The sequence below is a fragment of the Cupriavidus sp. 10L45 genome, assembly GCF_056395225.1.
In genome coordinates this window covers 361,777-385,892 of record NZ_JBFTJC010000002.1, presented here as the reverse complement: position 1 = coordinate 385,892, position 24,116 = coordinate 361,777, and the positions used below count along the sequence as shown (strand labels likewise).

The window sequence follows — 24,116 nt, the reverse complement described above, 5'->3', positions numbered from 1 at the left end:
ACCCATGAAACGACAGCCCGCTGAAATCCTCCGTGAATACGGCCCCTTCCCCGGCGTCGAGGCCGTCCACGGCGTCACCTACGACGGCAAGCGCGTCTGGTTCGCCTCGGGCGACGCGCTCCACGTGCTCGACCCGGCCACCGGCCAGACGCTGCGCACCCTCGACGTGACCGCCAATGCCGGCACCGCCTTCGACGGCAAGCACCTGTACCAGATCGCCGAGCGCCAGATCCAGAAAATCGACCCGCAGACCGGGGAGGTGGTGGCCACCATCCCCGCCCCGGGCGACGGCAACGACTCGGGCATGGCCTGGGCCGAAGGCACGCTGTGGGTGGGCCAGTGGCAGGCGCGCAAGATCCACCAGATCGACCCGGAGACCGGCAAGGTCCTGCGCACCATCGAGTCCAACCGCTTTGTCACGGGCGTGACATGGGTGGACGGCGAGCTGTGGCATGGCACCTGGGAAAGCGAGGAAAGCGATCTGCGGCGCGTCGATCCGGCCTCGGGCGAGGTGCTGGAGCGGCTGGATATGCCGGCCGGCGTGGGCGTGTCCGGGCTGGAGTCCGATGGCGCCGACCAGTTCTTCTGCGGCGGCGGCACGAGCGGCAAGCTGCGCGCCGTGCGCCGGCCACGGAAGGGCTGACAAACGGGGCTGAAAGCCCGCGGCGCACAAAGCGCCATTTTCGTTGCGATGTCAATCCCCCCACCGGCGCCCACCCCCGGGCGCCGCGCGCCTGTTGTAGCGGCGCCGACGCCGCGCATTCCTTGCCCCGCGCGGCGTTCAGCCTGATGCCGGCTCGTATTAGAATCGCCGGTGTCGATCCGTTCGGCATGCAACAGAACCAGTGGTCATGTTCCGGGTGCGGGAAGGCCCCGGACTGGTTCCGATCTGCCTGCCAGAACACGCGTTACCCATCGAGACCCACTCAACAGTTATCAGGCCAGCGTCCAAGGGGATTCCGGGCTGAGGAAGACATGACCTCGTTTGCATATGATGTTGCCCTGGCGCCGGAGCCCGCGGAAAGCGGGACTGCCGGCGACCGCCCTGCCGGGCGCGAGGCCTGGGCGCTGCTGGAAGCTTCCGGCGCGCTGGCCATGCGGGTCGATGTCCAGGGTCGCATCCTCCAGGCCACCGAAGCCACGGCTGACCTGCTCGTATACCCCCACGAATACCTGCTGCGCACGTCGGTGCTCGACGTCATCGCCCCGGAATCGCGCGATAGCGTGGCCGCCCTGCTCCAGGCCTGCGCGCGCGACCGCGCCGCCCGCCGCGAGCGCGTGCGCTTTGCCGGCGGCATCGGCGGCGGCTGGCTGGACCTGCGCATCGCGCACCAGCCCGGCGAGGGCAACACCCCGGCGAGCCTGCTGCTGTTCGGCCATGACGTCACGGACTGGGTCGAGAACGAGCGCCAGCTCAACGCCCGCGCCTTCCTGGACCCGCTGACCGGCGTCGGCAACCGGGCCTTCATCCGTCGGCGCATCGGGCAGTACATGGCCGGCGCCGCCAGCGCGCGCGTGCCGTTCGCCGTGGCGCTGATGGACCTGGACGGCTTCAAGAACATCAACGATTCGCTCGGCCACGAGTTCGGCGACGCGCTGCTCAAGGAAGTCGGCGCCCGCCTGCAGGACACCGTGCGCTCCCAGCAGAGCGTGGCGCGCCTGGGTGGCGATGAATTCGTGCTGATGCTCGATGGCCTGGAGTCCGAGGCCGAGGCCATCCGCATTCTCGAGCGCGTGATCCACGTCTGCCGCCAGCCCTTCCTGCTGGGCGGCTGCCATGTGCGGATCACCACCAGCATCGGGCTGGCCTTCTCGTCGGCCGCGTCCGGCAACGTCCAGCCGGAGTCGGAGTCGCACTGGCTGCGCCGCGCCGACCTGGCCATGTACGAGGCCAAGGCGCTGGGCAAGAACCGCTATTGCGTCTACTCGCCCGAGCTGGACCGCCGGCTGGACGAGCAGTTCCGCATCGAGCAGAGCATGTTCGAGGCGGTGCAGAACGGCGAATTCCTGCTCCACTACCAGCCCATCGTCTGGCCCGCCACGGGCGAGGTCTGCGCCGTGGAGGCGCTGATGCGCTGGGACCACGCGGGCGAGTTCATCCGCCCCGACGTCTTCATTCCCGTGGCCGAGAAGAACGGCCTGATCAAGCATCTGGGCGCCTGGGCGCTGCGCTGCGCCTGCGCCCAGTTGGCCGCGTGGGATGCCCAGGGGCTCCAGGTCGGCCATATGTCGGTCAACGTCTCCGCCGTGCAGTTCCTGCACCCGGGGTTCTTCGAGAGCGTGCGCAACGCCATCCAGGACGCCGGCATCAGCGCCGACCGCCTGGTGCTGGAGATCACCGAAAGCGCGCTGATGACCGACCCCAAGGCCGCCGAGGACCTGCTGATGTCCCTGCGCGCGCTGGGCCTGCGCTTTGCCGTGGATGACTTCGGCACCGGCTATTCCAGCCTCTCCTACCTGCGCCGCTTCCCGCTGTCCGCGCTCAAGGTGGACCGCAGCTTCGTCGCGGACATGGTCGATTCCCCGCATGCGCGCACCATCGTCTCGGCGGTGCTGTCGCTGGCGCGCGAGCTGGGTCTGGTCGCCATCGCCGAGGGCGTGGAAACCGACGCGCAGGGCGAGCTGCTGGCCGCCCAGGGCTGCAACCTCGTGCAAGGCTGGCGCTACGCGCGCGCGCTGAGCCCGCTCGACTTCGAGCAGGCCCTCGCGGACGGCCGCCTGATGCTGGGCCGCGACGAAGTGTTCTCGCGGCAGGTGGCTGGATGACCATGCTGTCCAAGGAACAATTCTTCGAGTCGCTGTGGAACCGCATGGCGCAGCAGGGGGACTTCCCGACCCTGCAGTACTGTGTCGACAACATCTTCCAGACGCTCAACGGCGATCTCACCGTGGGCGAGATGGCCACCAGCGTGCTGTCCGACTTCAGCCTGTCGCAGAAGGTGATCCGGCTGGCCAACTCGGCGATGTACCGCTCGTTCGGCGGCGAGGTCACCACGGTGTCCCGCGCCATCCTGGTGCTCGGCGTGGAGGCCATCAGCCACCTGACGCTGGGCATCCAGCTGCTCGACTACTTCCACGGCGTGGCGTCGCAGCGCCCGCAAGCCACCAAGGGGCTCCAGCGCGCGCTGGTGGCGGGCGAGATCACCCGGGCGCTGTCGCATGCGCGCGGCATCAACGAGGGCGAGGAAGCGGTCGTCTGCACGTTGATGCACCACATGAGCCGGCTGCTGGTGGTGTTCTACTTCCCGGACGAGTGGGAGCGCGTGGAGGCGATGTGCGCCACGCACCCGATGACCGAGAACGAGGCCTGCCAGGAGGTGCTGGGCGTCTCGATGGAGGAGATCGCCGAGGCCGCCGCGCGCAAGTGGCGCCTGCCGGGGATCATCGCCCATGCCATGAAGCCGCGCCTGATGTCGCCGGACACGGTGCTGGAAACCCATGCCGACTGGCTGGCCGCCATCGCCCATGTCTCGGCCCAGGCCGCCGCTGCCATGGTGCGCGACGGCACGCAAGAGTCGGTGCAGGACCTGCTCACCGCCCACGCCAAGATGCTGGGCCTGACCACCGGCGACGTGGCGATTGCCGTGCGCCAGGCCGATTCGCTCAATACCTCGATCACCCGCGCCGAGGCCCCGGCCGAGGCGGCGGCGCCCGCCGGCGCCAGCAGCGATCCGGAAGACATGCTGCGGCGGCTGCGCCAGGGGCTGGACGAGGTGCGGCGCGAGGGCGCCGGGCTGTCGGTGTCCCAGCTGGCGCCGATGGTGCTGGAAACCACGATGCGCGCGATGAACTTCTCGCGCTGCTTCCTGATGATGCTGAACCCGGCCACCAAGCGCTTCCACGCGCGGCTGGGCTTTGGCGAGGGCATGCGTGACAAGCTGACGGCCCTGTCCTTCGAGGAAGGCTTCGTGCCCGACGTGTTCCACTTCGCCGGGCTGGCCGACAAGCCGCTGCTGATCGAGGATGCGTTCGACCCGAGCATCGCCCACCGGATTCCGCGCTGGTACCGCGACGCCTTGCCGGACGCGAAGTCGATCCTGCTGGCGCCGGTGCGCATGCGCAACCGCTGCATCGCGCTGATCTATGGCGACTGGGGCGCCACGCGCTGCGCCTGGGAACTCGGCGAGCCCGAACTCAATGCCGTGGACGAGTTGATGCGCGAGATCGCCGCCGGCGTGCTGCGCGCCGCGCCGCAGCGCGCGGAGCCCTAACCAGCCTGAATCAGTGCCGCGTGGCCTTGCGCTGGGCCTTGTCGGCGTACATCGCCGCATCGGCCTGCGCCAGCAGCTCATGCACCGTGGCGTGGCGGGACGGATCGAACTCGGTCAGCCCCACGCTGAAACGCAGGCGGTAGCCACGCGCGTTCTGCGCATTCCACGCATCCACGTTTCGATGCAGGCGCGCCAGCGCCTCGCCACAGCCGGCGGCATCGGTATTGGTCAGCAGCGCGGCGAATTCGTCGCCGCCGAGCCGCCCCACCACATCCGAATCCCGGAACGCCATCCGCAGCGCCGCGCCGAACGCGGTCAGCGCGCGGTCGCCCTCGGCATGGCCGAACTGGTCGTTGATCGGCTTGAAGCCGTCCATGTCGAAGAACACCAGCGTGGCCGGCCGGTCCAGCCGGCGGCACAACTCGATGGCATGCTGGCTCAGCACCGTGAAGCCGCGCCGGTTGGAGAGCGCGGTCAGCTCGTCCATGCTGGCCAGGTGCACGGCGGCCAGCTCCTGCTCGGCCATGCGGGCCAGGTCGTGCAGCAGCGCGCGGTCGTCGTCGTCGAAGGTGCGCGGCTGGCGGTCGATCAGGCAGAGCGTGCCGAGCTTGGTGCCGTTGTGCGCCACCAGCGGGCAGCCGGCGTAGAAGCGGATATGCGGATCGCCGGTGACCAGCGGGTTGTCGTGGAAGCGCGGGTCCAGGCGGGCGTCGGGAATCAGCAGGATGCCGTCGCCGGCAATCGCGTGGCCGCAGAACGAGGTGTTGCGCGGCGCCTCGGTCTGGTCCAGGCCCTCGCAGGCCTTGAACCACTGACGGTTGGCATCGACCAGGCTGACCACCGCGATCGGCACGTCAAACAGCCGTTTGGCGAGCCGGGTCAGGCGGTCGAACCGTTCCTCGGCCGGGGTGTCGAGGATGTTGAGCGATCTCAGCGTGGCGAGACGCAGGGTTTCATCGGGCGGAATCGGGGGCGGCTGCATGGGCGGTTCCTGAGCGCGCGCCGGGCGGGTCCCGGCGGCTAGGGATCGTGCCTGTGTTAACGGCCAAATCGTACGCCGCCTGCAGGCTTGCCGCCCACGTGCACACCGATTGTTTCAATTTTTTGCGAGGTCGGGAGCACCTTCTATTCGCCCCGGCTGGCCCGGTCCATCAACACGCGCACACTGTCCGCCCGCGTCTCGGCACAGGCCACCGCCTCCGGCAGCACCATGCCGGCGAGCCGCGTCAGCACGTTGCCGGGCGGCATCTCCACCGCCAGCCGCACACCGCAGGCGCGCGCCAGCAGCATGGTCTCGTGCCAGCGCACCGGCAGCGCCATGTTGGCGGCGAGATCCGCCGCGATGCGTGCCGGGTCGCGTAGCTCGCGCGCGGCGCTGGCGCTGAACAGCCGCAGCGTGGGCCGGCGCAGCGTGACCGGCGCGAACGCCTGTGCGAGGCTCGCGGCGGCATCGTCCAGCAGCGGGCAGTGGGACGGCACGGCGATCGCCACCCGCTTGGCGCCATGCGCACCGGCCTCCTGCGCCAGCGCCGCCACGCGGGCCATCGCCACGTCCGCCCCGGCGATGACCAACTGCGTCGGCGCGTTGAAATTGGCGACGTAGACCGGCAGACCGGTCGCCCGGACCCGCGTCACGATGGCTTCCAGCGCCGGGGCTTCGAGCCCGAGGATGGCGGTCATGCCGAAGCCCTGCGGGTAGGCGTCCGCCATCAGCCGGCCCCGCAGCGCCACCAGCCGCACCGCGTCGTCATAGGCCAGCGCGCCGGCCACCACGGCCGCCGCGTAGGCGCCGATCGACAGCCCGGCCACGGCCTCCGGCCGGGCGCCGTCCGCCATCAGCGCGCGCGCCGTGGCCACGCCCGCCGCCAGCAGGCAGAGCTGGACCGATACGGTGGATTCCAGGCTGTCGGCGGTGTCGAGCGCCATCACGTCATGGCCCAGCGCGTCGCTGGTCTGGGCGAGGGTTTCGTGCACGGCGCGATGGTCGCGCAGGCTGTGGAGCATGCCGGGGCGCTGTGCGCCTTGTCCGGGGAAGGTCAGCAGCGTGCTCATGCCGCCTGCCACGGGTCCGTGCAGCGCACCGGGCCGGTGGCGGTCTTCAGCAGCACGCGGCCGCCGGTGCGCAGGCGCTCCAGCAGGGCAAAGCCGCCGTGAGGCGTGGCGATCTGGATATCGAGCCGCGTCTCCTTGCAATCGTCGATCAGCGCCGCCAGCCATTGTTCGTCGGCCTGAGCCAGCGGCGCGGCGGCGTCAATCAGCAGGTCCACATCGCTGCCGGGATGGAGCACATCGAGCCCGGACGCGAGCGTGAACCCGGCCGCGCCGGTCACGCCCCAGTGCAGGCCGCGCGCATCGAGCAGCGGGGCGATCCGCGCCAGCGTGCGCAGCGCCGGGAGCGCCAGTCGGCGCGGGTGATCCTGCCAGCGCGCCGCCCCGGCGATGGCGAACGGCGACATCACCCGATCGCACTGGGACGCATCGATCCACGTGGCGTGGCGCTCCTCGCGCCGCCGGCCGCGCAGCCCCACCGGGATGCAGCTATCGCGCAGCAGATCGCGCCGCACCACTCCGGGCGCCACCGCCAGCCACGTGGCATCGACCCACGCCGGCAGCGGCTGGCTGGCCGCGAACGCCGGGGCGTCGCGCAGCCAGATCAGGTCGTGCGGCTGGAGTGGGCGGGGGAGCGCAGCGTCCGGCACGGTGTCATCCCTGCCACTGCCGGGCGAGCACCTCGCGCACGCGCGCCGATGCCTGCCGGTTCTCGCCGCCCAGCCGGCTGCGCAGGTCGCGCTCGGGGTCGGCGTCGATATCGGCCAGCGCAGCTTCCAGCGCCGTGCGCACCGTGGCGACGTCACCGGCTTCGGGCGCCTCGGCCCGGGCGACCGGCACGCGCCGCCACAGCAGGCCCAGCGTGGCGTAGTTGTCGATGTCGTAGGCCATCGGCGGTACGGTGGCCGCGAAGGCTTCGAGGTCCTCCACGCTGCGCATGGTGATGCGCGCCGCCGCTTCCTTGCCCATCGCATGCACCTGCACGCCGGGGTCCGCCAGCGCGACGATGCGGTTGGCCTGATAGCCGTGCGCGAGGAAGGCGCCCGACATGGCCTTGCCCACCAGCAGCGCGATCACCGGATGCCCCTGCAGGCGCGCGGTGGCGTAGGCATCCGCCGCGCTGGCCAGCGACTGGTGAATGCCGAACGCTTCCTCGCGCCGGCCGTAGGCCTGGCTCGGGGTATCCACCACGGCGACGATGGCGCGCTTGACCGGCGCGTCGCGGTCCGCCTGCACGGCGTCATGGACGGCGCGCGCGAGCGTCCAGCCCTCGCGCAGCCCCACCTCGCCATGGCGGGCGCGCGGGAACGGGCTGGCGGCATCGGGCACCACCGCGATCCAGCGCACGGGCCGGCCCGCCAGTTCGCCATCGGCCACCTGGATCGAGGCCGGATAGTCGGTCAGGCGCGATGCGCCCTGGCTCAAGGCGGCGAGCCAAATGGCGCCCCGGGAGTTCGATTCAGTCGATTCGGTCGTCATGACGGTTCTCCAAACACGGCGCGCACGGTGGCCGCATCGGCCTGCCGCGCGGGGTCATAGTCGGCCAGCCGCTGCAGATAGGACGCATACGCGGCACTGCGCGGCGGGGTGGGTGGCTGATTGGGCGGCTCGGCGACGAGGGCCGCCACGGTGGCGCGGATCGCCGCGCTGTCATCCTCGACATAGCGGTCCGCCAGCCCGGTAGCGATGCGCTGCTCGCCGCCGGTCAGGCTCCAGATCAGCGGCCGGTCGCGCGAGTCGTACTCGGCAATGCCGGCCTCCTGCTCGATCACGGCCGGCCCGTTCAGGCCCAGCCGCGCCTCACGCGTGACCACCAGCGTGCTGCACAGTCCGGCCGCAATCGACATCCCGCCGAAACACCCCACCTGCCCCGCAATCACGCCGATCACCGGCTGGTAGCGGCGCAGATCGACGATGCCCGCGTGGATCTCGGCGATGGCGGCGAGGCCGAGGTTGGCCTCCTGCAGCCGCACGCCGCCGGTCTCGAACAGGATCACCGCGCGCGTCGGGGTGCCCTGTCGGTTGTCCTGCGCGGCCAGTTCCAGCGCGCCGGCAATCTTGGCGCCGCCCACTTCGCCCAGGCTGCCGCCCTGAAAGGCGCCTTCGATGGCCAGCACGACGGTGGGATGCCCGTCGATGGTGCCCTTGGCGACGATCACGCCGTCATCGGCCTGCGGCACAACGCCCTGACGCGCGAGCCAGGTCGAAGTCAGGCCGTCGAACGGCCCCGCCAGTTCGCGGAAGGTGCCGGGGTCCAGCAGCGCATGGGCGCGCGCGCGGGCGCCCAGTTCGACAAAACTCTCGCGCGACAGCAGTGCGGGCTGGCTCATGGCTGCCCCTTGCTGTCATCCAATGCCTCGAACGCCTCGGCCAGCCGCATGCCCACCACGCCCGGCGTGGCGCCGAAGTCGTGGATGCGGATACGCATGGCGGCGCGCGGCTCGGCGCTGAAGACGCGCGTGAGTTGGGCGTCCCAGACGCGGCCGTAGCCGTCCACCGAGGTGGTCACCTGGATCGAGGTCTTGCCGGCGTCGCCGGGTTCGATCATCACTTCAAGGTCGCCGGAACCGACCACGCCCACCAGTACGCGCTGGCTGGCCGGTGCGCCGGCGGGATATTCGAACTGGAGTTGTTCCATCATCGGTCTCCGTGGGGGAGCGCCGGCCCGGTGGGCAGGCGATCGAGAAATAACGTGGCGGCGAGCAGGTCGGCGGCGCCGCCGGGGGAGGCGTTGCGCGCCAGCATGCCGGCTTCGAGCCGATGCAGCAGCCGCCGGCCCGGCAGCGTGCCGATGCCGCCCGCCGCCAGCACGGCAGCGGCGCCGGCCTGCATCGTGGCCAGCCCTTCGCGGCCGGCGCGGGCCAGCACGCAGGTATCGTCGAGCCCGGCCATGATCGCCAGCAGCGCATTAACGCGCGCGGTGGGCTCCGCATCGCCGCGCGCGCGGCTGGCGCGCAGCGTCGGCAAACCCCGTTGCACGACATGCGGGAAGCCGGCCTCGGCCTGCCCGCGCGCGCCACCTACCTGATACGCCTGCCGCGCCAGTTCGCCCTTGTTGCCGGTGTGCGCGGGGCGATGCCGGTCTGGCAGCTGGGCGATGGCCCCGGCCGCGTCGGCCACGGCGTGGGCATCCGCACCCTCCGGCAGCAGCCCGGCGGCGCCGGCCAGCAGGCCCAGGCACCAGATCGCGCCGCGATGGGTGTTGACGCCGCCGGTGGCGCGCAGCATCGTCGCCTCCGCCGCGCGGCCCAGCGCGCCGAGTTGTTCGCGCAGGGGTCGATCGACGCCGGAGGATTCCCGCCCCGCCTCCGCCATCGCGGCGAAGCCGCCGCGCAGGCTGCGCGCGGACGCCACCATCAGCGCCAGCGTCAGGTCGCGGTGGGCGCCGCTGCCGCGCGCATCCACCAGCCCGGGCTTGGGCGACAACATCGCCTCGTCGATCAACACCGCTTCGGCCAGTGCGCCGATGGCGCCGGCGCGGTCTTCGGTGAGCGCTACCACATGGATTGGGACGGCCATTACCAGCTCCGGAAACGTGCCGGCGGCTCGTACAGCCCGCCCGACCACTCGACCAGATCGGCCATGCTCTTGGCCGCCAGCAGCGAGCGCGTGGCATCGGCGCGATGCACGCCGAGGTCTTCCGGCAGTGCGATCAACCCGTCGCTGCGCATCTGGCGCGTGGTGGCCGGATCGTGGCGCATGCCAATCGGCGTGACGCCGGCCACCGCCGCGATCATCCGGCGGCGCTGCTCGATCGACGTCGCCTTATATAAATAGGCGATGCCTTCCTCGGTCAGCACGTGCGTGACGTCATCGCCATAAATCATCACCGGCGCCAGCGGCATGCCGGCATCCTTGGCCACCTGCACAGCGTCCATGGACTCCACGAAGGTCGGCTTGCCGCCCGCCTGGAAGGTCTCGACCATCTGCACCACCAGCTTGCGGCCCCGCGCGAGCGGGTCGTCAGTCTCGATCAGGTCGAGCCAGGCCGGGGTGGCGTGGCGACGTCCGCCCGGCTGGTGGCCCATGTTCGGCGCGCCACCGAAGCCCGAAAGCCGGCCGCGCGTGACCGTCGACGAATGCCCGTCGCCATCGATCTGGAGCGTGGAGCCGATAAACAGGTCCACCGCATACTGGCCGGCGAGCTGGCAGAAGGCCCGGTTGGAGCGCATCGCGCCGTCCGCGCCGGTGAAGAAGACGTCCGGCCGGGCCGACACGTAGTTCTCCATGCCCAGTTCGCTGCCGAAGCTGTGCACGCTCTCGACCCAGCCCGATTCGATCGCCGGGATCAGCGTGGGGTGCGGATTCAGCGTCCAGTGCTTGCAGATCTTGCCCTTGAGCCCGAGCGATTCGCCGTAGGTCGGCAGGATCAGTTCGATGGCGGCCGTGTTGAAGCCGATGCCGTGGTTCAGCGACTGCACCTTGTGCCGCTCGTAGATGCCACGGATGGCCATCATCGCCATCAGCACGTGCACCGGCTTGATCAGGCGCGGGTCGCGCGTGAACAGCGGCTCGCAGAAGAACGGCTTGTCGGCCTGCACCACGTAGTCGATCCACGAGCCGGGGATGTCCACGCGCGGCAGGTCGGCCGGGTCGTCCACGATCTCGTTGACCTGGGCGATCACCAGACCGTCGCGGAACGCGGCGGCTTCCACCAGCGCGGGCGTGTCCTCGGTGCTGGCGCCGGTGTAGAGGTTGCCGGCGCGGTCGGCCTTGTAGCCGGCAATCAGCACGATCTGTGGTGTCAGATCCACATACAGCCGGGCGTACAGCTCGATATAGGTGTGGATGGCGCCGACTTCGAGCAGCCCATCCTCAAGGAACTGCGAGATCCGCACGCTCTGCGTGCCGGCATAGGCGAAGTCGAGCTTGCGCGCGATGCCGCGCTCGAACAGGTCCAGATGTTCGACGCGGCTGACGCTCGGAATGATCATGTGCAGGTCGTGCACGGTGGCCGGGTCTACCTCGGCCAGCGCACGGGACAGGAAGTCCGCCTGCTTCTGGTTGTTGCCCTCGAGCACCACGCGGTCGCCCGGGGCGGTCACGGCTTCGAGGAAGGGGACGATGTTGTCGGTGGCAACCACCTTGCCATCGGCCAGCCGGGCGCCAAGGCCCTGGCGGCGGCGCTTCTCAACGCGGCGGGTGTCCCATTGGCGGGGAGTGGGGGAATCTGGCATCGCGGCTCCGGACATGCGGCATGACTGTCGATGTGGGCCACGATACGCCGGGGGCCATGGTCAAACAATGACACCCGGCGGCGGATCGTTACGGTGAGAGAAATGACGGGACCGCCACTTCCCTCTGTCCGGGCTCGGCTAGTTGCTGTTAGGCGGATCCGGGGCGAAGCGGTTGAACACATAGTCGCGGTTCTTGACGACCGTGTGGCAGGCGAAGCAGGCCTGTTGCTTGGTGGCGTCCGAGGGCTTGCCGTCATCGAACTGCACGTAGCCCCAGCCGCCGGTGGCGGCGTACTTGGTCGAATCCCGCACCATGAACTGGAGGCCGTTCTTCGGGTGCCCGGCCACGTGGGACTGGGCCTTGCCGAAGGCTTCCGCGCTCTCCGCCAGCGCGTCGTAGCTCCAGGCGAGCCGGGCGATGATGGCGCCGTCGGGCAGCGGGTACTTGCCGCTGCGCAGGGCCACGACCGCCGCCTCGTTGCCGAGGATGGCGCGCAGGTCGTCGGTGGCGCCTTCCTCGCGGGCCACCGAGATCAGCGTCCACGCGCGGTAGCCGGGCGGGATCTTGTCCGGCACGGCTACCTTGCTGAGGTCCTGATTGGCTATCTTGGCGACCGGCTTGGCCGCCTGCATGCTGTCTTTCCCGGCGGCTTCCTTCGCCGTCTCCGCCAGCCCAACGCCCGCGCCAGCCAACGCCGTCACGGCCAGCGCCATCCCTACGATTTTTTTCATGGTTTGTCCTCCGGTGTGCAGGCGCCATCGTCACGCCAATCCGCCGCGCGGCATTGAACAGGCGGTCGGATTTGTCCGGAATGAACGTTGCGCAGCGTCGCGCCGTTTGCGCCACATCAAGCACCGAACTTTCTTAATGGCCGCGCAAGAAGTTTTACTTCCGCCGACTGGGCGTTGCGGCGATCATGACCGCGTCCTTGAATCCGGCCAGGAAGAGGTAGGCGATGCGCGCCCATGGCATCCTGAATTCCGCGCGATGTGTGGTGATGTTGGTGATGTTGGTGATGTTGGCGATGATGGGGATGGTGGGCCTCGCCCCGGCGCCGGCCCACGCCCAGACCGGCCCCACGTTCGGCATCGTGGGCGCCAACGTCCAGAAGCAGGCCAATGCGGTGCTGACGCTGATGTCGTTCGCCGTGGTGCCTGACCTCGCCTCCAGTTCGCTCTCCATCAGCAACACCAGCACCGACAACCCCGCCCTGACGCTCTGGCAGCTCGGCGGCGGTTTCACCTTGAGCCAGTCGTTCCCGCTCTACCTGGAGGGGTCGATTGCCTACAACCGCTACGACCCGACCTTCGTGGCCTCCAACGGCCAGGAGACCCGCAAGCTGCCGACCAAGTGGAATACCTTCGCGGGCACGGTCGGCGTCGGCTGGGATTTCCCGCTCATCGACAGCAAGGAACTGGTGTTCCGGCCGATCTTCAATGCCTCGATCGGCCGCGTGGCCAGCGACCTCTCCGTCGCCAAGTTCGCGGTGGAACATGTGACCGACCAGGAGATCGCCTTCCTGGACAACGGCGCCATGAACGCCTACGGGCTGGGCGGGTCGGTGATGCTGGACTGGGAAAGCCACCGCAACGAGCGCGATGTCGATGTGGAGCTGCGCTACACCAACATCTACCTGCGCAGCTTTGGCACCACGGGGGGCATGAACGCCTCCGCCGCCGCCCAGACCGCCAGCCTCTACGCCCGCTGGCGCGCGCCCACCGGCCTGCGTGCGCTGGACCGGCCGGTGCGCTATGTGCTCGAACTGTCCCACTCGCACTACTTCGGCAACCAGGCCGGCGCGCTGGGCTTCAGCCAGCTGACCACGGTCGGCACCGGGCTGGAACTCGACACCAGCGCACATGAAGTATTCGTCACCCGCATCCGGGGCGTGTTCCGCTACGTCTTCGGCAACAACGTGCACGGCCTGTCGTTCGGGCTGGCGGCCAGCTTCTAGGGCCCGGCTCAGCGCACGGCGGAGCCCTCGGCGGTCCGCGCCACTTCGAGCCGGTTGCCGCCGAGCGATTTGGCGCGATACAGCGCCTGGTCGGCGGCGGCCAGCGCGTCGGCCAGCGGCGGCACCTCGGTCTCGAAGTGGGCCAGCCCGATGCTGACCGTGGCCGGAATGCCGAGACCGAGGCCGTGGATCTGGTGCGGGATGGTGTCGGCGAAGCGCGTGGCCACGGCCTCGCCGAGCGCCCGGGCGCGGCGCGCGTCGTCGCCGGTCAGCAGGGCGGCGAACTCCTCGCCGCCGATGCGCCCGAGCAGCGCGTGCGGCCCCAGCACACGCCGGGCGATTTCCGCGAACGACTTCAGCACCTGGTCGCCAGTCTGGTGACCGTACACGTCGTTGACGGCCTTGAAGCGGTCGAGGTCGAACGCCAGCACGGCCACCGGCCGGCTCCCTTCGCCACCGAAGAGGCGGGCGCCCTGCTCGAAGAACCAGCGGCGGTTGCCCAGCCGGGTCAGGTAGTCGGTCTGGGCTTCCTGCAGGAGCTGGCCGTGGGCCTCGTCACGGATCAGCTTGAGCAGCGCCATCGGCAGGAGGACCGAGTACAGCACCCCTTCGTAGACCGTGAGCTTGCTGGCGGCGGCCTGCATCGCCGGCCCGTAGGCAGAAACCAGCCACGGCAGGATCAGGGCCCGCGCGAAATAGACCACGGCATGGATGCCCGCCACGACCACGATGATGTGGCGCGAACGGAGCGCCTTCATCGCCTCGCAACGCAGCATCTCGCGCGCTGTCATGGCGCTGATCAGCGCGATCGGCAGGGCGCTGACGTAGTTCCACATGAGGTCCAGCCGCTGCGCGCCCCAGCCGGCCCACACCAGCGCGTCCACGATCAGTATCCCCACCGACGCCGCGCGATACTGCCGCCCGCTCAGCGAAGCGATGCCGCCGAGGACCAGCAGGTACCCGGTAAGGATGACGAGATTGCTGACGGCGGAGCCCATCGCCCCGGGCACGCTGCGCCGGACCAGCACCAGCGCGCAGCCGATGGCGAGCGTCGTGAAACCGGCCGCGAGAATCCGCAGCGTGCGGCTGCGGCGGGGATTGGTCCGATGCTCCCAGAACGTCATGCCGGCACTGGCCAGAAGCGTCCCGATGGCGAGGAGATAAAGGGTGAGGAGGTCTACGTACATCCCAAATGTAAAGACATTGCGCCGACGCATCGCGCCGGCTGCCGAATTTTACGTGGAAACCCGCCCGCGGGATGGTGCTTGATACGCCGGTGATTGGTGTCTATTCGGTGCCTGTTCGGTGCCTGTTCGGTGCCTGTTCGGTGCCTACTCGCGGATCAGGTCGATGAGCGCGCGCAGGCCGGCCGGCACGTGGCGGCGGCCCGGGTAGTACAGGCACAGGCCATCGAGCGGCGGCGTCCAGCCTTCCAGCACGCGCACCAGCGTGCCGGCCTGCAGGTCGGCGGCCACGTTCCACTCGCTCAGGTAGGCCAGCCCCAGCCCGGCGCGGGCGGCCTGCTGCGTCAGGCCGGGCTCGTCGAGGGTCAGCGCGCCTTTGACGTCGACGCGCACCGCCTCGCCATGCCGCGCGAATTCCCACTGGTAGATCGCCCCGCTCGGCATGCGCGTGCGGATGCAGGCGTGCGCGTGCAGGTCGGCGGGCGTGCGCGGCGGCTTGTGCCGGGCGAAGTAGTCCGGGCTGCCGACCACGGCGAAGCGCTGGGTATCGCCGAAGGGCACGGCGATCATGTCCTGCGGCAGGGTTTCGGCGAGGCGGATGCCGGCATCGAAGCCGTCGGCGACGATGTCGATCAGCCGCCCTTCCGTGACGATATCGAGCGTCATGGCCGGATAGCGCTGCAGGAAGGCGATGAACAGCGGCATCACCTGCCGCGCGGCGCCCGCCGAGGTGTTGATGCGCAACTGGCCCGACACGGTGTCGCGCAGGCTCCCCGCCTGCTCGATCGCGCCCCGGATCGTGGACAGCGCCGGCGCGATGCTGTCCACGAACTGCGCGCCGGCCGCCGTCAGCGACACGCTGCGGGTGGTGCGATGGAACAGCCGCACGCCGATGCGCGACTCCAGCGCCGCCACCGCGTGGCTGAGCGCGGACGTGGAGACGCCCAGCTCCGCCGCTGCCGCCCGAAAGCTGCGATGCCGCGCCACCGCCAGCACCGCCTCCAGTTCACCGAGGCCAGAGGATTTCATTATCCTGATTTCTTCATCATCACATCCCGCATTGTATGGCTAGTCAACACAATGGCGCAGAGCTATCTTGTGCTTCAGCCCGCGTTTTTCGCGCTTTGCTTAAGATGCTTTTCCGCTACCCCGGAGACCCACCATGCAGATCATCGACAAGATTTATATCGACGGTGCCTTCGTCACCCCGCACGGCGACGAGATGTTCGACCTGTTCAACCCGGCCACCGAACAGGTGATCGGCCAGGTGCGCCTGGCCGACGCGCAGGACGCCCGGGACGCCATCGCCGCCGCCAAACGGGCGTTCCCGGCCTTCTCCCGCACCAGCCAGCGCGCGCGCGTGGACCTGCTGAAGCGCATGCACGCCGCCGTGCTGGCGAAGGAAGACGAACTGTACGAGGCGATCACCGAGGAGTACGGCGCGCCGGTGTCCCGGGGCCGCTGGATGGCCCGGCATGCGAGCAACGTGCTGATCGACGCGGCCAATGTGCTCGAGCAGTACACGTTCACGCGCCGCGTGGGCGGCGCCGAGGTGGTGATGCAGCCGATGGGCGTGGCCGGGCTGATCACGCCGTGGAACAGCGACGCGGGCTTTATCTGCGGCAAGCTGGCTGCCGCCGTGGCCGCCGGCTGCACCGCCGTCATCAAGCCGAGCGAGATGAGCGCGATGCAGACCCGCATCGTCACCGAGGCGCTGCACGCGGCGGACGTGCCGCCCGGCGTGTTCAATATCGTCACAGGGCGCGGCGATGTGGTCGGCGCCGAGATCAGCACGCATCCCGATGTGACCAAGGTGTCGTTCACGGGCTCCACGGCGGTCGGCAAGACCATCCTGCGTGTGGCGGCGGACACGCTGAAGCGGGTGACGCTGGAGTTGGGTGGCAAGTCGCCCGTGGTCGTGCTCGACGATGCGAACTTCGACGAAGCCGTGCCGATGGCCATGGACGCCGGCTTTATGAACAGCGGGCAGGCGTGCATCGCCGGCACGCGGATTCTGGTGCCGGAACACCGGCTTGCCGAGTTCGAGGCGCACGTGCGCGACATCGTGGCGGCCACGCAAGCCGGCGATCCGCGCGATCCGCAGACGACGGTCGGGCCGATGGTCAGCCAGAAGCAGTGGGAGCGCGTGCAGCGCTATATCCGCATCGGCATTGACGAAGGCGCGCGGCTGGTTGCGGGCGGCGAAGGCCGGCCGGAGGGGCTGGACGCAGGCTGGTTCGTGCGCCCGACCGTCTTCAGCGATGTGACCAACGACATGACGATTGCGCGCGAGGAGATCTTCGGACCGGTACTGTCGATCATTACCTACCGGGACGAGGAGGAGGCCATCGCCATCGCCAACGACACCAGCTACGGCTTGCAGGCCTACGTGCTGTCGGCGGATGTCCAGCGGGCGCACGCGGTGGCGTCGCGCATCGAGGCCGGGCGGGTCCTCGTCAACACGCTCGCCCACGACCCGGCGGCGCCGTTCGGCGGCCTGAAGCAGTCGGGCATTGGGCGCGAGTACGGCGTCTATGGGCTGGAAGCGTTCCTGGAGACCAAGGCGGTGCTGAACGTGCCGGTGTAGTCAGGGGCGCTGTCATGGCGGGCGGGCTCAGCCCGCCCAGGCATGGCGCACCAGCAGCGCCGACAGAACGAACATGGTGATACCGACCAGCCCGTCGAGCACGCGCCAGGCCTTCGGCCGGGCGAACCACGGGGCGAGAAAGCGCGCGCCAAACCCGAGCAGCCCGAACCAGCACAGGCTGGCGGAACTGGCGCCCGCCACGAACCAGCCACGTAGCGCGGCCGGCTGCTGGGCGCCGATGCTGCCCACCAGCAGCACGGTGTCCAGATAGACGTGTGGATTGAGCAGCGTGAAGGCCGCCGCCTGCGCCAATATCGCGCCTCGGCTAAGACTCTTCGCACCCTTCTCCCCCTCCGACGCCTGCAGCCGGTGCGCCTGCCCCGCGCGCCGCAGCGCCCGCCAGCCATAGACGGCCAGAAAGATCGCGCCGGCCAGCGCCAGTAAGCGCGCAAGGCCCGGGCGCTCGCCCAGCGCCTGGGCCATGCCCATGACGCCGGCGGCAATCAGCAAGGCATCCGCCACCGCGCAGAGCAGGACCACGCTGCCCACATGCTCCCGGCGCAGGCCCTGACGCAGCACGAACGCGTTCTGCGCGCCGATGGCGACGATCAGGCCGAAGCTCAGGGCCAGGCCCTGCAGGGCGACGGATAAAGGGAGCGAAGGAGTGGGCAGTGCGGAAATCATGCGCGCAGCTTGCCTGCTCTGGAAAATGTAGACAAACTATCTTTTCTTCATTCGATGTAGTTTCACTAATCTCATGCTCGATTACGCCGCCCTGTCCGCCTTGGCCGCCGTGGTGCGCGAAGGCAGCTTCGAGCGTGCGGCCCGCGCGCTGCACGTGACCCCATCGGCCATTTCCCAACGCATTCGCCTGCTGGAGGAGCGCGTGGGCTGCGCGCTGGTGATCCGCGACCAGCCCTGCCGGGCCACGGAAACCGGGCGCCGGCTGTGCCAGCACGTGGACCGCGTGCGGATGCTCGAACATGAATTGCAGGGGACGTTGCCGTCACTCGCGGCGGAGGGGCTGGCGCGGGTGGCGCTGCCCGTCGCGATCAATGCCGACAGTCTGGCGACGTGGGCCGCGCCGGCGATTGCGACGTTTGCCGCGCAACATCCCGTCCTGATGGAGGTGGCGGTGGACGATCAGGACCACACCACCGAATGGCTGCGCAGCGGCGCCGTGCTGGCTGCCGTGACCGCCGCCGCCCGCCCTGCCGCTGGCTGCGAAAGCCGTCCGCTGGGCGCCATGCGCTATCTGGCGGCTGCCAGCCCGGCCTTCGTGCAACGCCATTTCGCCGCCGGCGTGGGTGCCGGCAGTCTGGCGGCGGCGCCGAGTCTGGTGTTCAACAACAAGGATGCGTTGCAGGCGACCTGGGTGCGGCGCCTGTGCCATCGGCATGTGGAACTGCCCCGGCACACGCTGCCCTCATCGCAGGCGTTTGTCACGGCGGCCGTGGCCGGCATGGGCTGGGGCCTGCATCCGCAGAGCCTGATCGCCCAACATCTCGCAGACGGCGCGCTGGTCGAACTCGTGCCAGACACCCCGCTGGACGTGCCCCTGCACTGGCACTACGCCCGCGCGGCATCGGCCTTGATCGACGGCCTGAGCCGGGAAGTGATGGCCGCCGCCCGGACCGGTCTGTTACCGCCCTGACCGGCCCGGCGGCGGCTTTCCGCTGTTACGGCGTGGTCACGCCATCGTCGGCGAACTCGACCCGATTCCGGCCGCGCTCCTTGCTGCGGTACAGGGCCGTGTCGGCGCGGGCGATCATGCCGTGGATGGTGTCGCCCGGCTGCACGCAGGCCACGCCCAGGCTCGCGGTCATCCGGCCCGTCACCGCGAAGTCCTGCTCGGCCAGCGCATTACGCAGCCGGTGGGCGAAGTACACGGCGTCCTGCAGGGCAGTATCGGCGCAGATCAGCAGGAATTCTTCGCCGCCCCAGCGCCCGAGGGTGTCCGTCGGCCGCTTGACCGCCATGATCAGGTCGGCGATCTCGACCAGCACGCGGTCGCCCACCTGATGGCCGTAGGTGTCGTTGACCGACTTGAAGCGGTCCACGTCGATCAGCAGGATCGAGAACGGCTTGCCTTCGACACGGCTGCGCGCCAGCGCGCCGGCCAGTGCATCGTCGAGATGCCGCCGGTTGAACACCCCGGTGAGCTGGTCGGTCTTGGAGAGCGCCTCAAGCAGGCGGTTTTTCTCCATCAATTCCAGTTCCGCCTCCGTGCGCAGGGCAATGATCAGCCGGAGCCGGCGCAGGACCGAGTTGAAGCCGTCGATCACGCTATCGAACTCGGTGCGACCCAGCCGGGCAAGTTCGTCGAGATGGTCGCCATGGCTGGAGGACAGTTCGAACAGCGCCTCCCGCAGATGCTCGAGCGGCCGGAACACCATCCGCAGGCCGAAGGTCAGCAGGATGACCAGCGCTACGTCGATCACGGCGACCTCGGTGATCCCCTGGATCATGGCCGCGCGCTGGGTCTTCTGCATCGTGTCGCGCGTGAAGCGGACCACGGCCGTGCCGATGGCCTGGCTGCGCCGCTCGGCGTCGATGTCATCCGGGGGATAGAGCGTGACTTCCGCCAGCACGTCATGCCCGCTGGCCGCGCAGAATGGCCCGGCCGGGGCGGCGGTGGCCGTGCGCTGCACCGCCGCGTACACCTCCTCCCGGTCCGGGGAGAAGACGCAGGCCTCGGTGACCTCGGGATGGATCAGCGTGGATTCCAGCTGCGTGCGCAGGGTCCCCACGTTCAGCGCCCAGGTGGGCGCGGCCAGGCTCTGCTTGAGGCCGTCCAACACCTCGCCACGGGTCCGCTCGAAGCGCTGCTCCAGGTCCTGGTGCAGCAGCCATTGCCGATGCATGGCGAACGCGCCCAGCGTTGTCGTGGTGGCAACGATGAACAGCACGATCATCCTGTTCCGGATCGAACGAACCGGTGGCAGCAGTGGCATGGAATGCGCAATCCTGAGGGGTCGCGGCGCGGGCTATTGGTCCGCCGCCTGGTCGAACAATTGCCGGAACCTGGCGAGTTCCGGGTGCGATTCCTCGTACTTCTTGCTGAATCCGACGTGCACGGTCTCGGTCTTGATGGTCATCGCCCGTCGGGACTTGTAGCGCATGCGCTCCGGAATGCCCTGCGCTTCCAGCGTGACCAGCGCCTCGTTGATGACCACGGTGGGATTCACCACGCAGTCGATCTCCTGCACCAGCATCTTCTTGACCAGGTCGTGGAACTCATGCCCCTCCACGAGCTGGATCTTGCCCTCCCGCGCCAGCTGGAAAAAGCGCGGGCCGGGGGCGAGGTAGCCGCGCTGGTTGCCGAACTTCAGCCCCGCGAAGTCGTCCGGATAGCGATGGAAGGTGCGGCCCTCGATCGAATCGCGGTTGCAGTGCACCGCCACTTCCTCGCTATAGAACGGCTTGGAGTGATTCAGGAACGGCCGCTCCCTGGGCCGGTAATAGACGCCGAGCACGCCGGCGCTGTTGCCGTTCCGGGCCTCCTCCACCACCCGCGCCCAGGGGGCAAAGCGGACCTGCACCTTGAATTCGGGAATCCGCTTCAGGACGCGATTGATGTTGTCGATATAGGCGCCCTTGGGAATCCCGTTTTCCTCGTAGGACTGGGGTCGCTGGCCGGCCTCCGAGTACAGAACGATGGTGGTCTGCGCCTGGGTGGGCGCTGCAGGCGGCGCGGCGCGGGCCTGGGCGGCGGCCTGCGCGTGCCAGATCCCCAGCACCAATGGCGCCATTACGGCGATTCGTCGCGCAGACAGCATGATTTCCATGGGCACCAAGGGATTGACACGCCAGTACAACGGCATTCTCCCGTATTTATTGACGGCGGTGCGGCCCCCTCACAAGGGGTATTGCCTCCCGGAAACCCTAGGCTTTCATTAGCATCCGGCACACGGCGGCCAGGCCGAGCAGGTTCGGATCGCGCTCCCGGCGGCGCAGGAAACTCAGGCCGATGGACTGCTTCATGTCGTATTCGGCGGTCAGGGGGACAAAGGCGACGTTCTTCGCGAACACGTCCCGCACGCGCCCGGGCAGCAGGGAATAACCGATGCCGCCGCCCACGAGGTTCATCAGCGAGAAGATGTCCCCGACCTTCATCACCACGTTGGGCGTGAAATCTGCGATGCGGAACGCCTCCATGAAGCCGCTCGATGTCACAAAGCCCTCGCCCAGCGACACGAACGGCTCGTCCCGGCAGACCCGCAGGTCGATCTCGGGCAGCGTGGCGTAGTGGGAATCGGCCGGGGCGGCGAAGAAGATGTCGTCCTCGAACATCGGAATCGACTCGATTTCGGCGTCGGGCTCGGGCAGGGCCATCAGCGTGGCGTCGATGGAGCCCTGGCGCAGCTTCTGGAGCAGGTCGGCGTTGGAGCCGAGCACGAGTTCGGTCTGCAGCTCCGGGCGGCGCATCTTGATGCCGATGACCACCTGCGGCACGGTCTTGATGGTCAGCGAATAGAGCGAGCCGATCTTGAGCTGGTCGGCGGAGTAGCCGGCGGCCTCGCGCGTGACGCGGATGCCGTCGGACATCGTCTTGAGGACATCTCGCGCCACATCGGCCAGCACGTGCGCGGCCTCGGTCGGCAACAGGTTGCGGCCCTCGTGGCGGAACAGCGCGCAGCGCATGCCGTCCTCGAGCGAATGGAGCGCCCGGTGCACGCTTACCGGGCTGATATCGAGCGCCTCCGCGGCCTTGGCCAGGTTGCCGGTCTCCATGAAGGCCAGCAGGGCCTCGAGCTTGCGGAACGTGATCTCTTCACTGATGCGCAGGGGCATGGCGGCGGGGGCGACGGGAGGGTCAGGGGGTCGATGACGCCACCATGATACGCCGCCCGCCTCGCGCTATTCGAGCGCCGTGCCCTTGGCCTGCGGCGCGTCCGCGGCATCGGCCGGGACTTCTGCTGCCGGCTCAGCCTGCCCTTCTGCCGGTCCCTCGGCGGCCTGCGCCGGCGGCTCGACCTCATCCTTCGGCACGTAGGACGGATCGCGCGCCCAGCGGTTCAGGTCCTTGGCCAGCGCCACCGCGCTGCGGTTCAGGATCGAACAGGTGCCCTTGAACCCGCCCCAGAATCCGCCGATGGACCAGCGGTTCAGCTTGACGTGGCGCGCCACCTTGCCGCCTTCGATCAGCTCGGCATTCACCGTGATGGCCTTCGGGCCGGTCCAGGCCCCGCCGCCCACGCCCAGGACGTGCGTGATCTGGAGCCGCATCACCTGGGCCTCGCCGGCCTCCGCGCCGGCGGCCAGCTTGCCGTCACCGCCCTTGTTGCGGCGGCGCAGGACGTCCGACACACGCGTGGCCAGCATCGACTCGATCTGGCATTCCTCGCGGACCTTGTCGACCACGCCGGCGCCGGGCGCATAGGTAACGGGGGTTTCCAGCAGGACTTGAGTGTTGGCGGCCAGGGCAGGCGCGCACAGCAGCGCGCCCAGGGACACTGCGCACAGGGACTTGGAAGACATGGAACGAGACTGAGGATGGATCGCGAGCCGAAGGGTATCAGCGCGCCGGCCGCCACGCCTCAGTGGTTAGTGGGGTGTCGGCGTGGCGCAACGGGTGGCGATGGGGCAGGTCGTGCCCCATCGGTGCTACACCTCGTCGTGCGTGCCCAGCGCCTTGTTGATCCGCAGCGCCACGAGCGTGCCGACGGCACCGGACAGCAGGTACAGGCTCACTGCCGCCAGCCCGAACAGGGACGACAGGCCCAGCGCCACCAGCGGCGCGAAGGCCGCGCCGAACAGCCAGCCGAAGTCCGTGGTCAGTGCGGCGCCCGTGTAGCGGTAGCGGCGGTCGAAATTCGACGTCACCACGCCCGCCGCCTGCCCGTAGGACAGCCCCAGCAGCGCAAACCCGACCAGGATGAACACGTCCTGCCCGGTCTGCCCGCCGTCGAGCAGCCATGGGGCGAACAGGCTGAAGATGCCGATCAGCACCGCCATCACCGCCAGCGTGGTGCGGCGGCCGATACGGTCCGCGATCCAGCCCGACAGCAGCGTGCCGATGAAGGCGATGAAGCCGCCCACGATCTGGATCGCCAGCATGTCCGTCACGCCCTGCGCCTTGTGCAGGAGCACCCAGGACAGCGGGAACACCGTCACCAGGTGGAACAGCGCGTAGCTCGCCAACGCCGCGAAGGCGCCGAGGAAGATGTTGAAGCCTTGCGCGTTCACCATCTGCAACGTGCTGATCGGCTCCAGCTCGCCTTCGTCGAGCAGTTGCGTGTACTCGTGCGTCACCACCAGCCGCAGCCGCGCGAACAGCGCCACCACGTTGATGGCGAAGGCCACGAAGAACGGATAGCGCCAGCCCCAGTCGATGAATTCAGCCGGTGTCAGGCTCGCGTAGAGGAACAGGAACAGCGCGCCGGCGATGATGAAGCCCGTGGGCGCGCCCAGTTGCCCCACCATCGCGTACCAGCCGCGCTTGTGCGGGGGCGAGTTGATGGCCAGCAGCGACGGCAGGCCATCCCACGAGCCGCCGAAGGCAATGCCCTGCAGGAAGCGGAAAAACGCGAGCAGGTAGATGGCGGCGCTGCCGAGCGTGGCATAGGACGGCAGGAAGGCGATGCCCACCGTTGCCGTGCCGAGCAGGAACAGCGAGGCCGTCAGCTTGACGCCGCGCCCCCATCGGCGCTGAATGCGCATGAACAGCGCCGTGCCGAACGGCCGCCCGATGAACGCGAAGGAAAAGATCGTGAAGCTGTAGAGCAGCCCCGCCAGCTCACTGGCGAAGGGGAAGTAGACCGATGGGAAGACCAGCACCGAGGCGATGCCGTAGACAAAGAAGTCGAAGTACTCCGACGCGCGGCCGATCACGACGCCGGTGGCGATTTCGGCGGGCGCCACCTGATGGTGACCTTCCGCCGGAGGTGCAGTCGGCGACGCGCGGTGCTGATGGGTCAGGCTGGCCATCCTTGAGATCTCCTTCGCGAGCG

23 protein-coding genes are annotated in these 24,116 nt (G+C 69.1%); 6 read left to right on the top strand and 17 right to left on the bottom strand.

The window, feature by feature from the left end; genetic code table 11:
* The first annotated feature begins 4 nt into the window (after window positions 1–4).
* The 3 genes from AC1DFU_RS05205 to AC1DFU_RS05195 all read left to right on the top strand — a co-directional run bounded on the left by AC1DFU_RS05205 (window position 5) and on the right by AC1DFU_RS05195 (window position 4,211).
* Window positions 5–643 (top strand): Vgb family protein, encoded by a 639-nt coding sequence (locus AC1DFU_RS05205; RefSeq protein ID WP_441591301.1) that lies wholly within the window; start codon window positions 5–7, stop codon window positions 641–643.
* 332 nt (window positions 644–975) lie between these two features.
* Window positions 976–2,766: a putative bifunctional diguanylate cyclase/phosphodiesterase gene (locus AC1DFU_RS05200; RefSeq protein WP_441591300.1), complete on the top strand. Its 1,791-nt coding sequence runs from the start codon at window positions 976–978 to the stop codon at window positions 2,764–2,766.
* On the top strand, window positions 2,763–4,211 hold the full coding sequence (locus tag AC1DFU_RS05195) for an HDOD domain-containing protein (RefSeq protein ID WP_441591299.1): 1,449 nt from the start codon (window positions 2,763–2,765) through the stop codon (window positions 4,209–4,211). The genes AC1DFU_RS05200 and AC1DFU_RS05195 overlap by 4 nt, the downstream gene beginning before the upstream one ends.
* A gap of 10 nt (window positions 4,212–4,221) precedes the next feature.
* Here the strand turns inward: AC1DFU_RS05195 and AC1DFU_RS05190 are convergent, their stop codons facing one another.
* The 9 genes from AC1DFU_RS05190 to AC1DFU_RS05150 form a co-directional block, all read right to left on the bottom strand.
* Window positions 4,222–5,193: a GGDEF domain-containing protein gene (locus AC1DFU_RS05190; RefSeq protein WP_441591298.1), complete on the bottom strand. Its 972-nt coding sequence runs from the start codon at window positions 5,191–5,193 to the stop codon at window positions 4,222–4,224.
* Between the two features lie 143 nt (window positions 5,194–5,336).
* Window positions 5,337–6,263 (bottom strand): malonate decarboxylase subunit epsilon, encoded by a 927-nt coding sequence (mdcH, locus tag AC1DFU_RS05185; protein WP_441591297.1) that lies wholly within the window; start codon window positions 6,261–6,263, stop codon window positions 5,337–5,339.
* Window positions 6,260–6,910 (bottom strand): malonate decarboxylase holo-ACP synthase, encoded by a 651-nt coding sequence (locus AC1DFU_RS05180; RefSeq protein ID WP_441591296.1) that lies wholly within the window; start codon window positions 6,908–6,910, stop codon window positions 6,260–6,262. The genes mdcH and AC1DFU_RS05180 overlap by 4 nt, the downstream gene beginning before the upstream one ends.
* Window positions 6,911–6,914: 4 nt before the next feature.
* On the bottom strand, window positions 6,915–7,739 hold the full coding sequence (gene mdcE / locus AC1DFU_RS05175; RefSeq protein ID WP_441591295.1) for a biotin-independent malonate decarboxylase subunit gamma: 825 nt from the start codon (window positions 7,737–7,739) through the stop codon (window positions 6,915–6,917).
* Window positions 7,736–8,590: a biotin-independent malonate decarboxylase subunit beta gene (locus AC1DFU_RS05170; RefSeq protein ID WP_092293725.1), complete on the bottom strand. Its 855-nt coding sequence runs from the start codon at window positions 8,588–8,590 to the stop codon at window positions 7,736–7,738. Before AC1DFU_RS05170 ends, mdcE begins: the two co-directional genes overlap by 4 nt.
* Entirely contained in the window at window positions 8,587–8,898 is a 312-nt protein-coding gene (locus tag AC1DFU_RS05165) for a malonate decarboxylase subunit delta (RefSeq protein WP_092293727.1), read from the bottom strand. The genes AC1DFU_RS05170 and AC1DFU_RS05165 overlap by 4 nt, the downstream gene beginning before the upstream one ends.
* Complete coding sequence (locus AC1DFU_RS05160) at window positions 8,898–9,779, bottom strand: triphosphoribosyl-dephospho-CoA synthase (protein ID WP_441591294.1); 882 nt, start codon at window positions 9,777–9,779, stop codon at window positions 8,898–8,900. Before AC1DFU_RS05160 ends, AC1DFU_RS05165 begins: the two co-directional genes overlap by 1 nt.
* Window positions 9,779–11,437, bottom strand: coding sequence for a malonate decarboxylase subunit alpha (gene mdcA / locus AC1DFU_RS05155; protein WP_092293731.1), 1,659 nt, complete (start codon window positions 11,435–11,437; stop codon window positions 9,779–9,781). The genes AC1DFU_RS05160 and mdcA overlap by 1 nt, the downstream gene beginning before the upstream one ends.
* A 138-nt stretch (window positions 11,438–11,575) precedes the next feature.
* Window positions 11,576–12,169, bottom strand: a complete 594-nt coding sequence (locus AC1DFU_RS05150) for a cytochrome P460 family protein (protein ID WP_218158026.1) — start codon at window positions 12,167–12,169, stop codon at window positions 11,576–11,578.
* A gap of 275 nt (window positions 12,170–12,444) precedes the next feature.
* On the opposite strand from AC1DFU_RS05150, the gene AC1DFU_RS05145 reads away from it, so the two are divergent.
* Window positions 12,445–13,392, top strand: coding sequence for a hypothetical protein (locus AC1DFU_RS05145; RefSeq protein ID WP_369823409.1), 948 nt, complete (start codon window positions 12,445–12,447; stop codon window positions 13,390–13,392).
* Window positions 13,393–13,400: 8 nt separating this feature from the next.
* On the opposite strand, the gene AC1DFU_RS05140 is transcribed toward AC1DFU_RS05145, so the two are convergent.
* Together AC1DFU_RS05140 and AC1DFU_RS05135 are read right to left on the bottom strand one after the other, a co-directional pair.
* Complete coding sequence (locus AC1DFU_RS05140; protein ID WP_441591293.1) at window positions 13,401–14,579, bottom strand: GGDEF domain-containing protein; 1,179 nt, start codon at window positions 14,577–14,579, stop codon at window positions 13,401–13,403.
* Window positions 14,580–14,723: 144 nt separating this feature from the next.
* Window positions 14,724–15,605, bottom strand: a complete 882-nt coding sequence (locus AC1DFU_RS05135; RefSeq protein ID WP_092293736.1) for a LysR family transcriptional regulator — start codon at window positions 15,603–15,605, stop codon at window positions 14,724–14,726.
* A 133-nt stretch (window positions 15,606–15,738) separates the two neighbouring features.
* Here AC1DFU_RS05135 and AC1DFU_RS05130 point away from each other — a divergent pair, with 133 nt between their 5' ends.
* On the top strand, window positions 15,739–17,163 hold the full coding sequence (locus AC1DFU_RS05130) for an aldehyde dehydrogenase family protein (protein WP_092293738.1): 1,425 nt from the start codon (window positions 15,739–15,741) through the stop codon (window positions 17,161–17,163).
* A gap of 27 nt (window positions 17,164–17,190) precedes the next feature.
* On the opposite strand, the gene AC1DFU_RS05125 is transcribed toward AC1DFU_RS05130, so the two are convergent.
* Window positions 17,191–17,847 carry a LysE/ArgO family amino acid transporter gene (locus tag AC1DFU_RS05125; RefSeq protein WP_441591292.1) on the bottom strand — a complete coding sequence of 219 codons (657 nt, stop codon included), beginning with the start codon at window positions 17,845–17,847 and terminating at the stop codon, window positions 17,191–17,193.
* 73 nt (window positions 17,848–17,920) lie between these two features.
* On the opposite strand from AC1DFU_RS05125, the gene AC1DFU_RS05120 reads away from it, so the two are divergent.
* Window positions 17,921–18,817: a LysR family transcriptional regulator ArgP gene (locus AC1DFU_RS05120; RefSeq protein ID WP_092293742.1), complete on the top strand. Its 897-nt coding sequence runs from the start codon at window positions 17,921–17,923 to the stop codon at window positions 18,815–18,817.
* Between the two features lie 25 nt (window positions 18,818–18,842).
* Here the strand turns inward: AC1DFU_RS05120 and AC1DFU_RS05115 are convergent, their stop codons facing one another.
* From AC1DFU_RS05115 to AC1DFU_RS05095, 5 genes are all read right to left on the bottom strand, one after another.
* A complete protein-coding gene (locus tag AC1DFU_RS05115; protein WP_092293744.1) occupies window positions 18,843–20,117 on the bottom strand; it encodes a GGDEF domain-containing protein in 1,275 nt (424 codons plus the stop codon).
* Between the two features lie 33 nt (window positions 20,118–20,150).
* The gene (locus AC1DFU_RS05110) at window positions 20,151–20,915 is read right to left on the bottom strand and encodes a substrate-binding periplasmic protein (RefSeq protein WP_177219896.1); all 765 of its coding nucleotides are present in this window, start codon (window positions 20,913–20,915) and stop codon (window positions 20,151–20,153) included.
* A 133-nt stretch (window positions 20,916–21,048) separates the two neighbouring features.
* Window positions 21,049–21,957, bottom strand: coding sequence for a LysR family transcriptional regulator (locus AC1DFU_RS05105; RefSeq protein ID WP_092293748.1), 909 nt, complete (start codon window positions 21,955–21,957; stop codon window positions 21,049–21,051).
* Between the two features lie 66 nt (window positions 21,958–22,023).
* Entirely contained in the window at window positions 22,024–22,644 is a 621-nt protein-coding gene (locus tag AC1DFU_RS05100) for a hypothetical protein (RefSeq protein WP_092293750.1), read from the bottom strand.
* Between the two features lie 126 nt (window positions 22,645–22,770).
* On the bottom strand, window positions 22,771–24,093 hold the full coding sequence (locus tag AC1DFU_RS05095; RefSeq protein WP_092293752.1) for an MFS transporter: 1,323 nt from the start codon (window positions 24,091–24,093) through the stop codon (window positions 22,771–22,773).
* Window positions 24,094–24,116: the final 23 nt, after the last annotated feature.

Excerpts from the sequence above, each read along its gene's own strand:
- AC1DFU_RS05205 (WP_441591301.1), top strand. The coding sequence starts at position 5 with ATGAAACGACAGCCCGCTGAAATCCTCCGTGAATACGGCCCCTTCCCC.
- AC1DFU_RS05200 (WP_441591300.1), top strand. The coding sequence starts at position 976 with ATGACCTCGTTTGCATATGATGTTGCCCTGGCGCCGGAGCCCGCGGAA.
- AC1DFU_RS05195 (WP_441591299.1), top strand. The coding sequence starts at position 2,763 with ATGACCATGCTGTCCAAGGAACAATTCTTCGAGTCGCTGTGGAACCGC.
- AC1DFU_RS05190 (WP_441591298.1), bottom strand. The coding sequence starts at position 5,193 with ATGCAGCCGCCCCCGATTCCGCCCGATGAAACCCTGCGTCTCGCCACG.
- mdcH (WP_441591297.1), bottom strand. The coding sequence starts at position 6,263 with ATGAGCACGCTGCTGACCTTCCCCGGACAAGGCGCACAGCGCCCCGGC.
- mdcE (WP_441591295.1), bottom strand. The coding sequence starts at position 7,739 with ATGACGACCGAATCGACTGAATCGAACTCCCGGGGCGCCATTTGGCTC.
- AC1DFU_RS05170 (WP_092293725.1), bottom strand. The coding sequence starts at position 8,590 with ATGAGCCAGCCCGCACTGCTGTCGCGCGAGAGTTTTGTCGAACTGGGC.
- AC1DFU_RS05165 (WP_092293727.1), bottom strand. The coding sequence starts at position 8,898 with ATGGAACAACTCCAGTTCGAATATCCCGCCGGCGCACCGGCCAGCCAG.
- AC1DFU_RS05160 (WP_441591294.1), bottom strand. The coding sequence starts at position 9,779 with ATGGCCGTCCCAATCCATGTGGTAGCGCTCACCGAAGACCGCGCCGGC.
- mdcA (WP_092293731.1), bottom strand. The coding sequence starts at position 11,437 with ATGCCAGATTCCCCCACTCCCCGCCAATGGGACACCCGCCGCGTTGAG.
- AC1DFU_RS05150 (WP_218158026.1), bottom strand. The coding sequence starts at position 12,169 with ATGAAAAAAATCGTAGGGATGGCGCTGGCCGTGACGGCGTTGGCTGGC.
- AC1DFU_RS05145 (WP_369823409.1), top strand. The coding sequence starts at position 12,445 with ATGTTGGTGATGTTGGCGATGATGGGGATGGTGGGCCTCGCCCCGGCG.
- AC1DFU_RS05140 (WP_441591293.1), bottom strand. The coding sequence starts at position 14,579 with ATGTACGTAGACCTCCTCACCCTTTATCTCCTCGCCATCGGGACGCTT.
- AC1DFU_RS05135 (WP_092293736.1), bottom strand. The coding sequence starts at position 15,605 with ATGAAATCCTCTGGCCTCGGTGAACTGGAGGCGGTGCTGGCGGTGGCG.
- AC1DFU_RS05130 (WP_092293738.1), top strand. The coding sequence starts at position 15,739 with ATGCAGATCATCGACAAGATTTATATCGACGGTGCCTTCGTCACCCCG.
- AC1DFU_RS05125 (WP_441591292.1), bottom strand. The coding sequence starts at position 17,847 with ATGATTTCCGCACTGCCCACTCCTTCGCTCCCTTTATCCGTCGCCCTG.
- AC1DFU_RS05120 (WP_092293742.1), top strand. The coding sequence starts at position 17,921 with ATGCTCGATTACGCCGCCCTGTCCGCCTTGGCCGCCGTGGTGCGCGAA.
- AC1DFU_RS05115 (WP_092293744.1), bottom strand. The coding sequence starts at position 20,117 with ATGCCACTGCTGCCACCGGTTCGTTCGATCCGGAACAGGATGATCGTG.
- AC1DFU_RS05110 (WP_177219896.1), bottom strand. The coding sequence starts at position 20,915 with ATGGCGCCATTGGTGCTGGGGATCTGGCACGCGCAGGCCGCCGCCCAG.
- AC1DFU_RS05105 (WP_092293748.1), bottom strand. The coding sequence starts at position 21,957 with ATGCCCCTGCGCATCAGTGAAGAGATCACGTTCCGCAAGCTCGAGGCC.
- AC1DFU_RS05100 (WP_092293750.1), bottom strand. The coding sequence starts at position 22,644 with ATGTCTTCCAAGTCCCTGTGCGCAGTGTCCCTGGGCGCGCTGCTGTGC.
- AC1DFU_RS05095 (WP_092293752.1), bottom strand. The coding sequence starts at position 24,093 with ATGGCCAGCCTGACCCATCAGCACCGCGCGTCGCCGACTGCACCTCCG.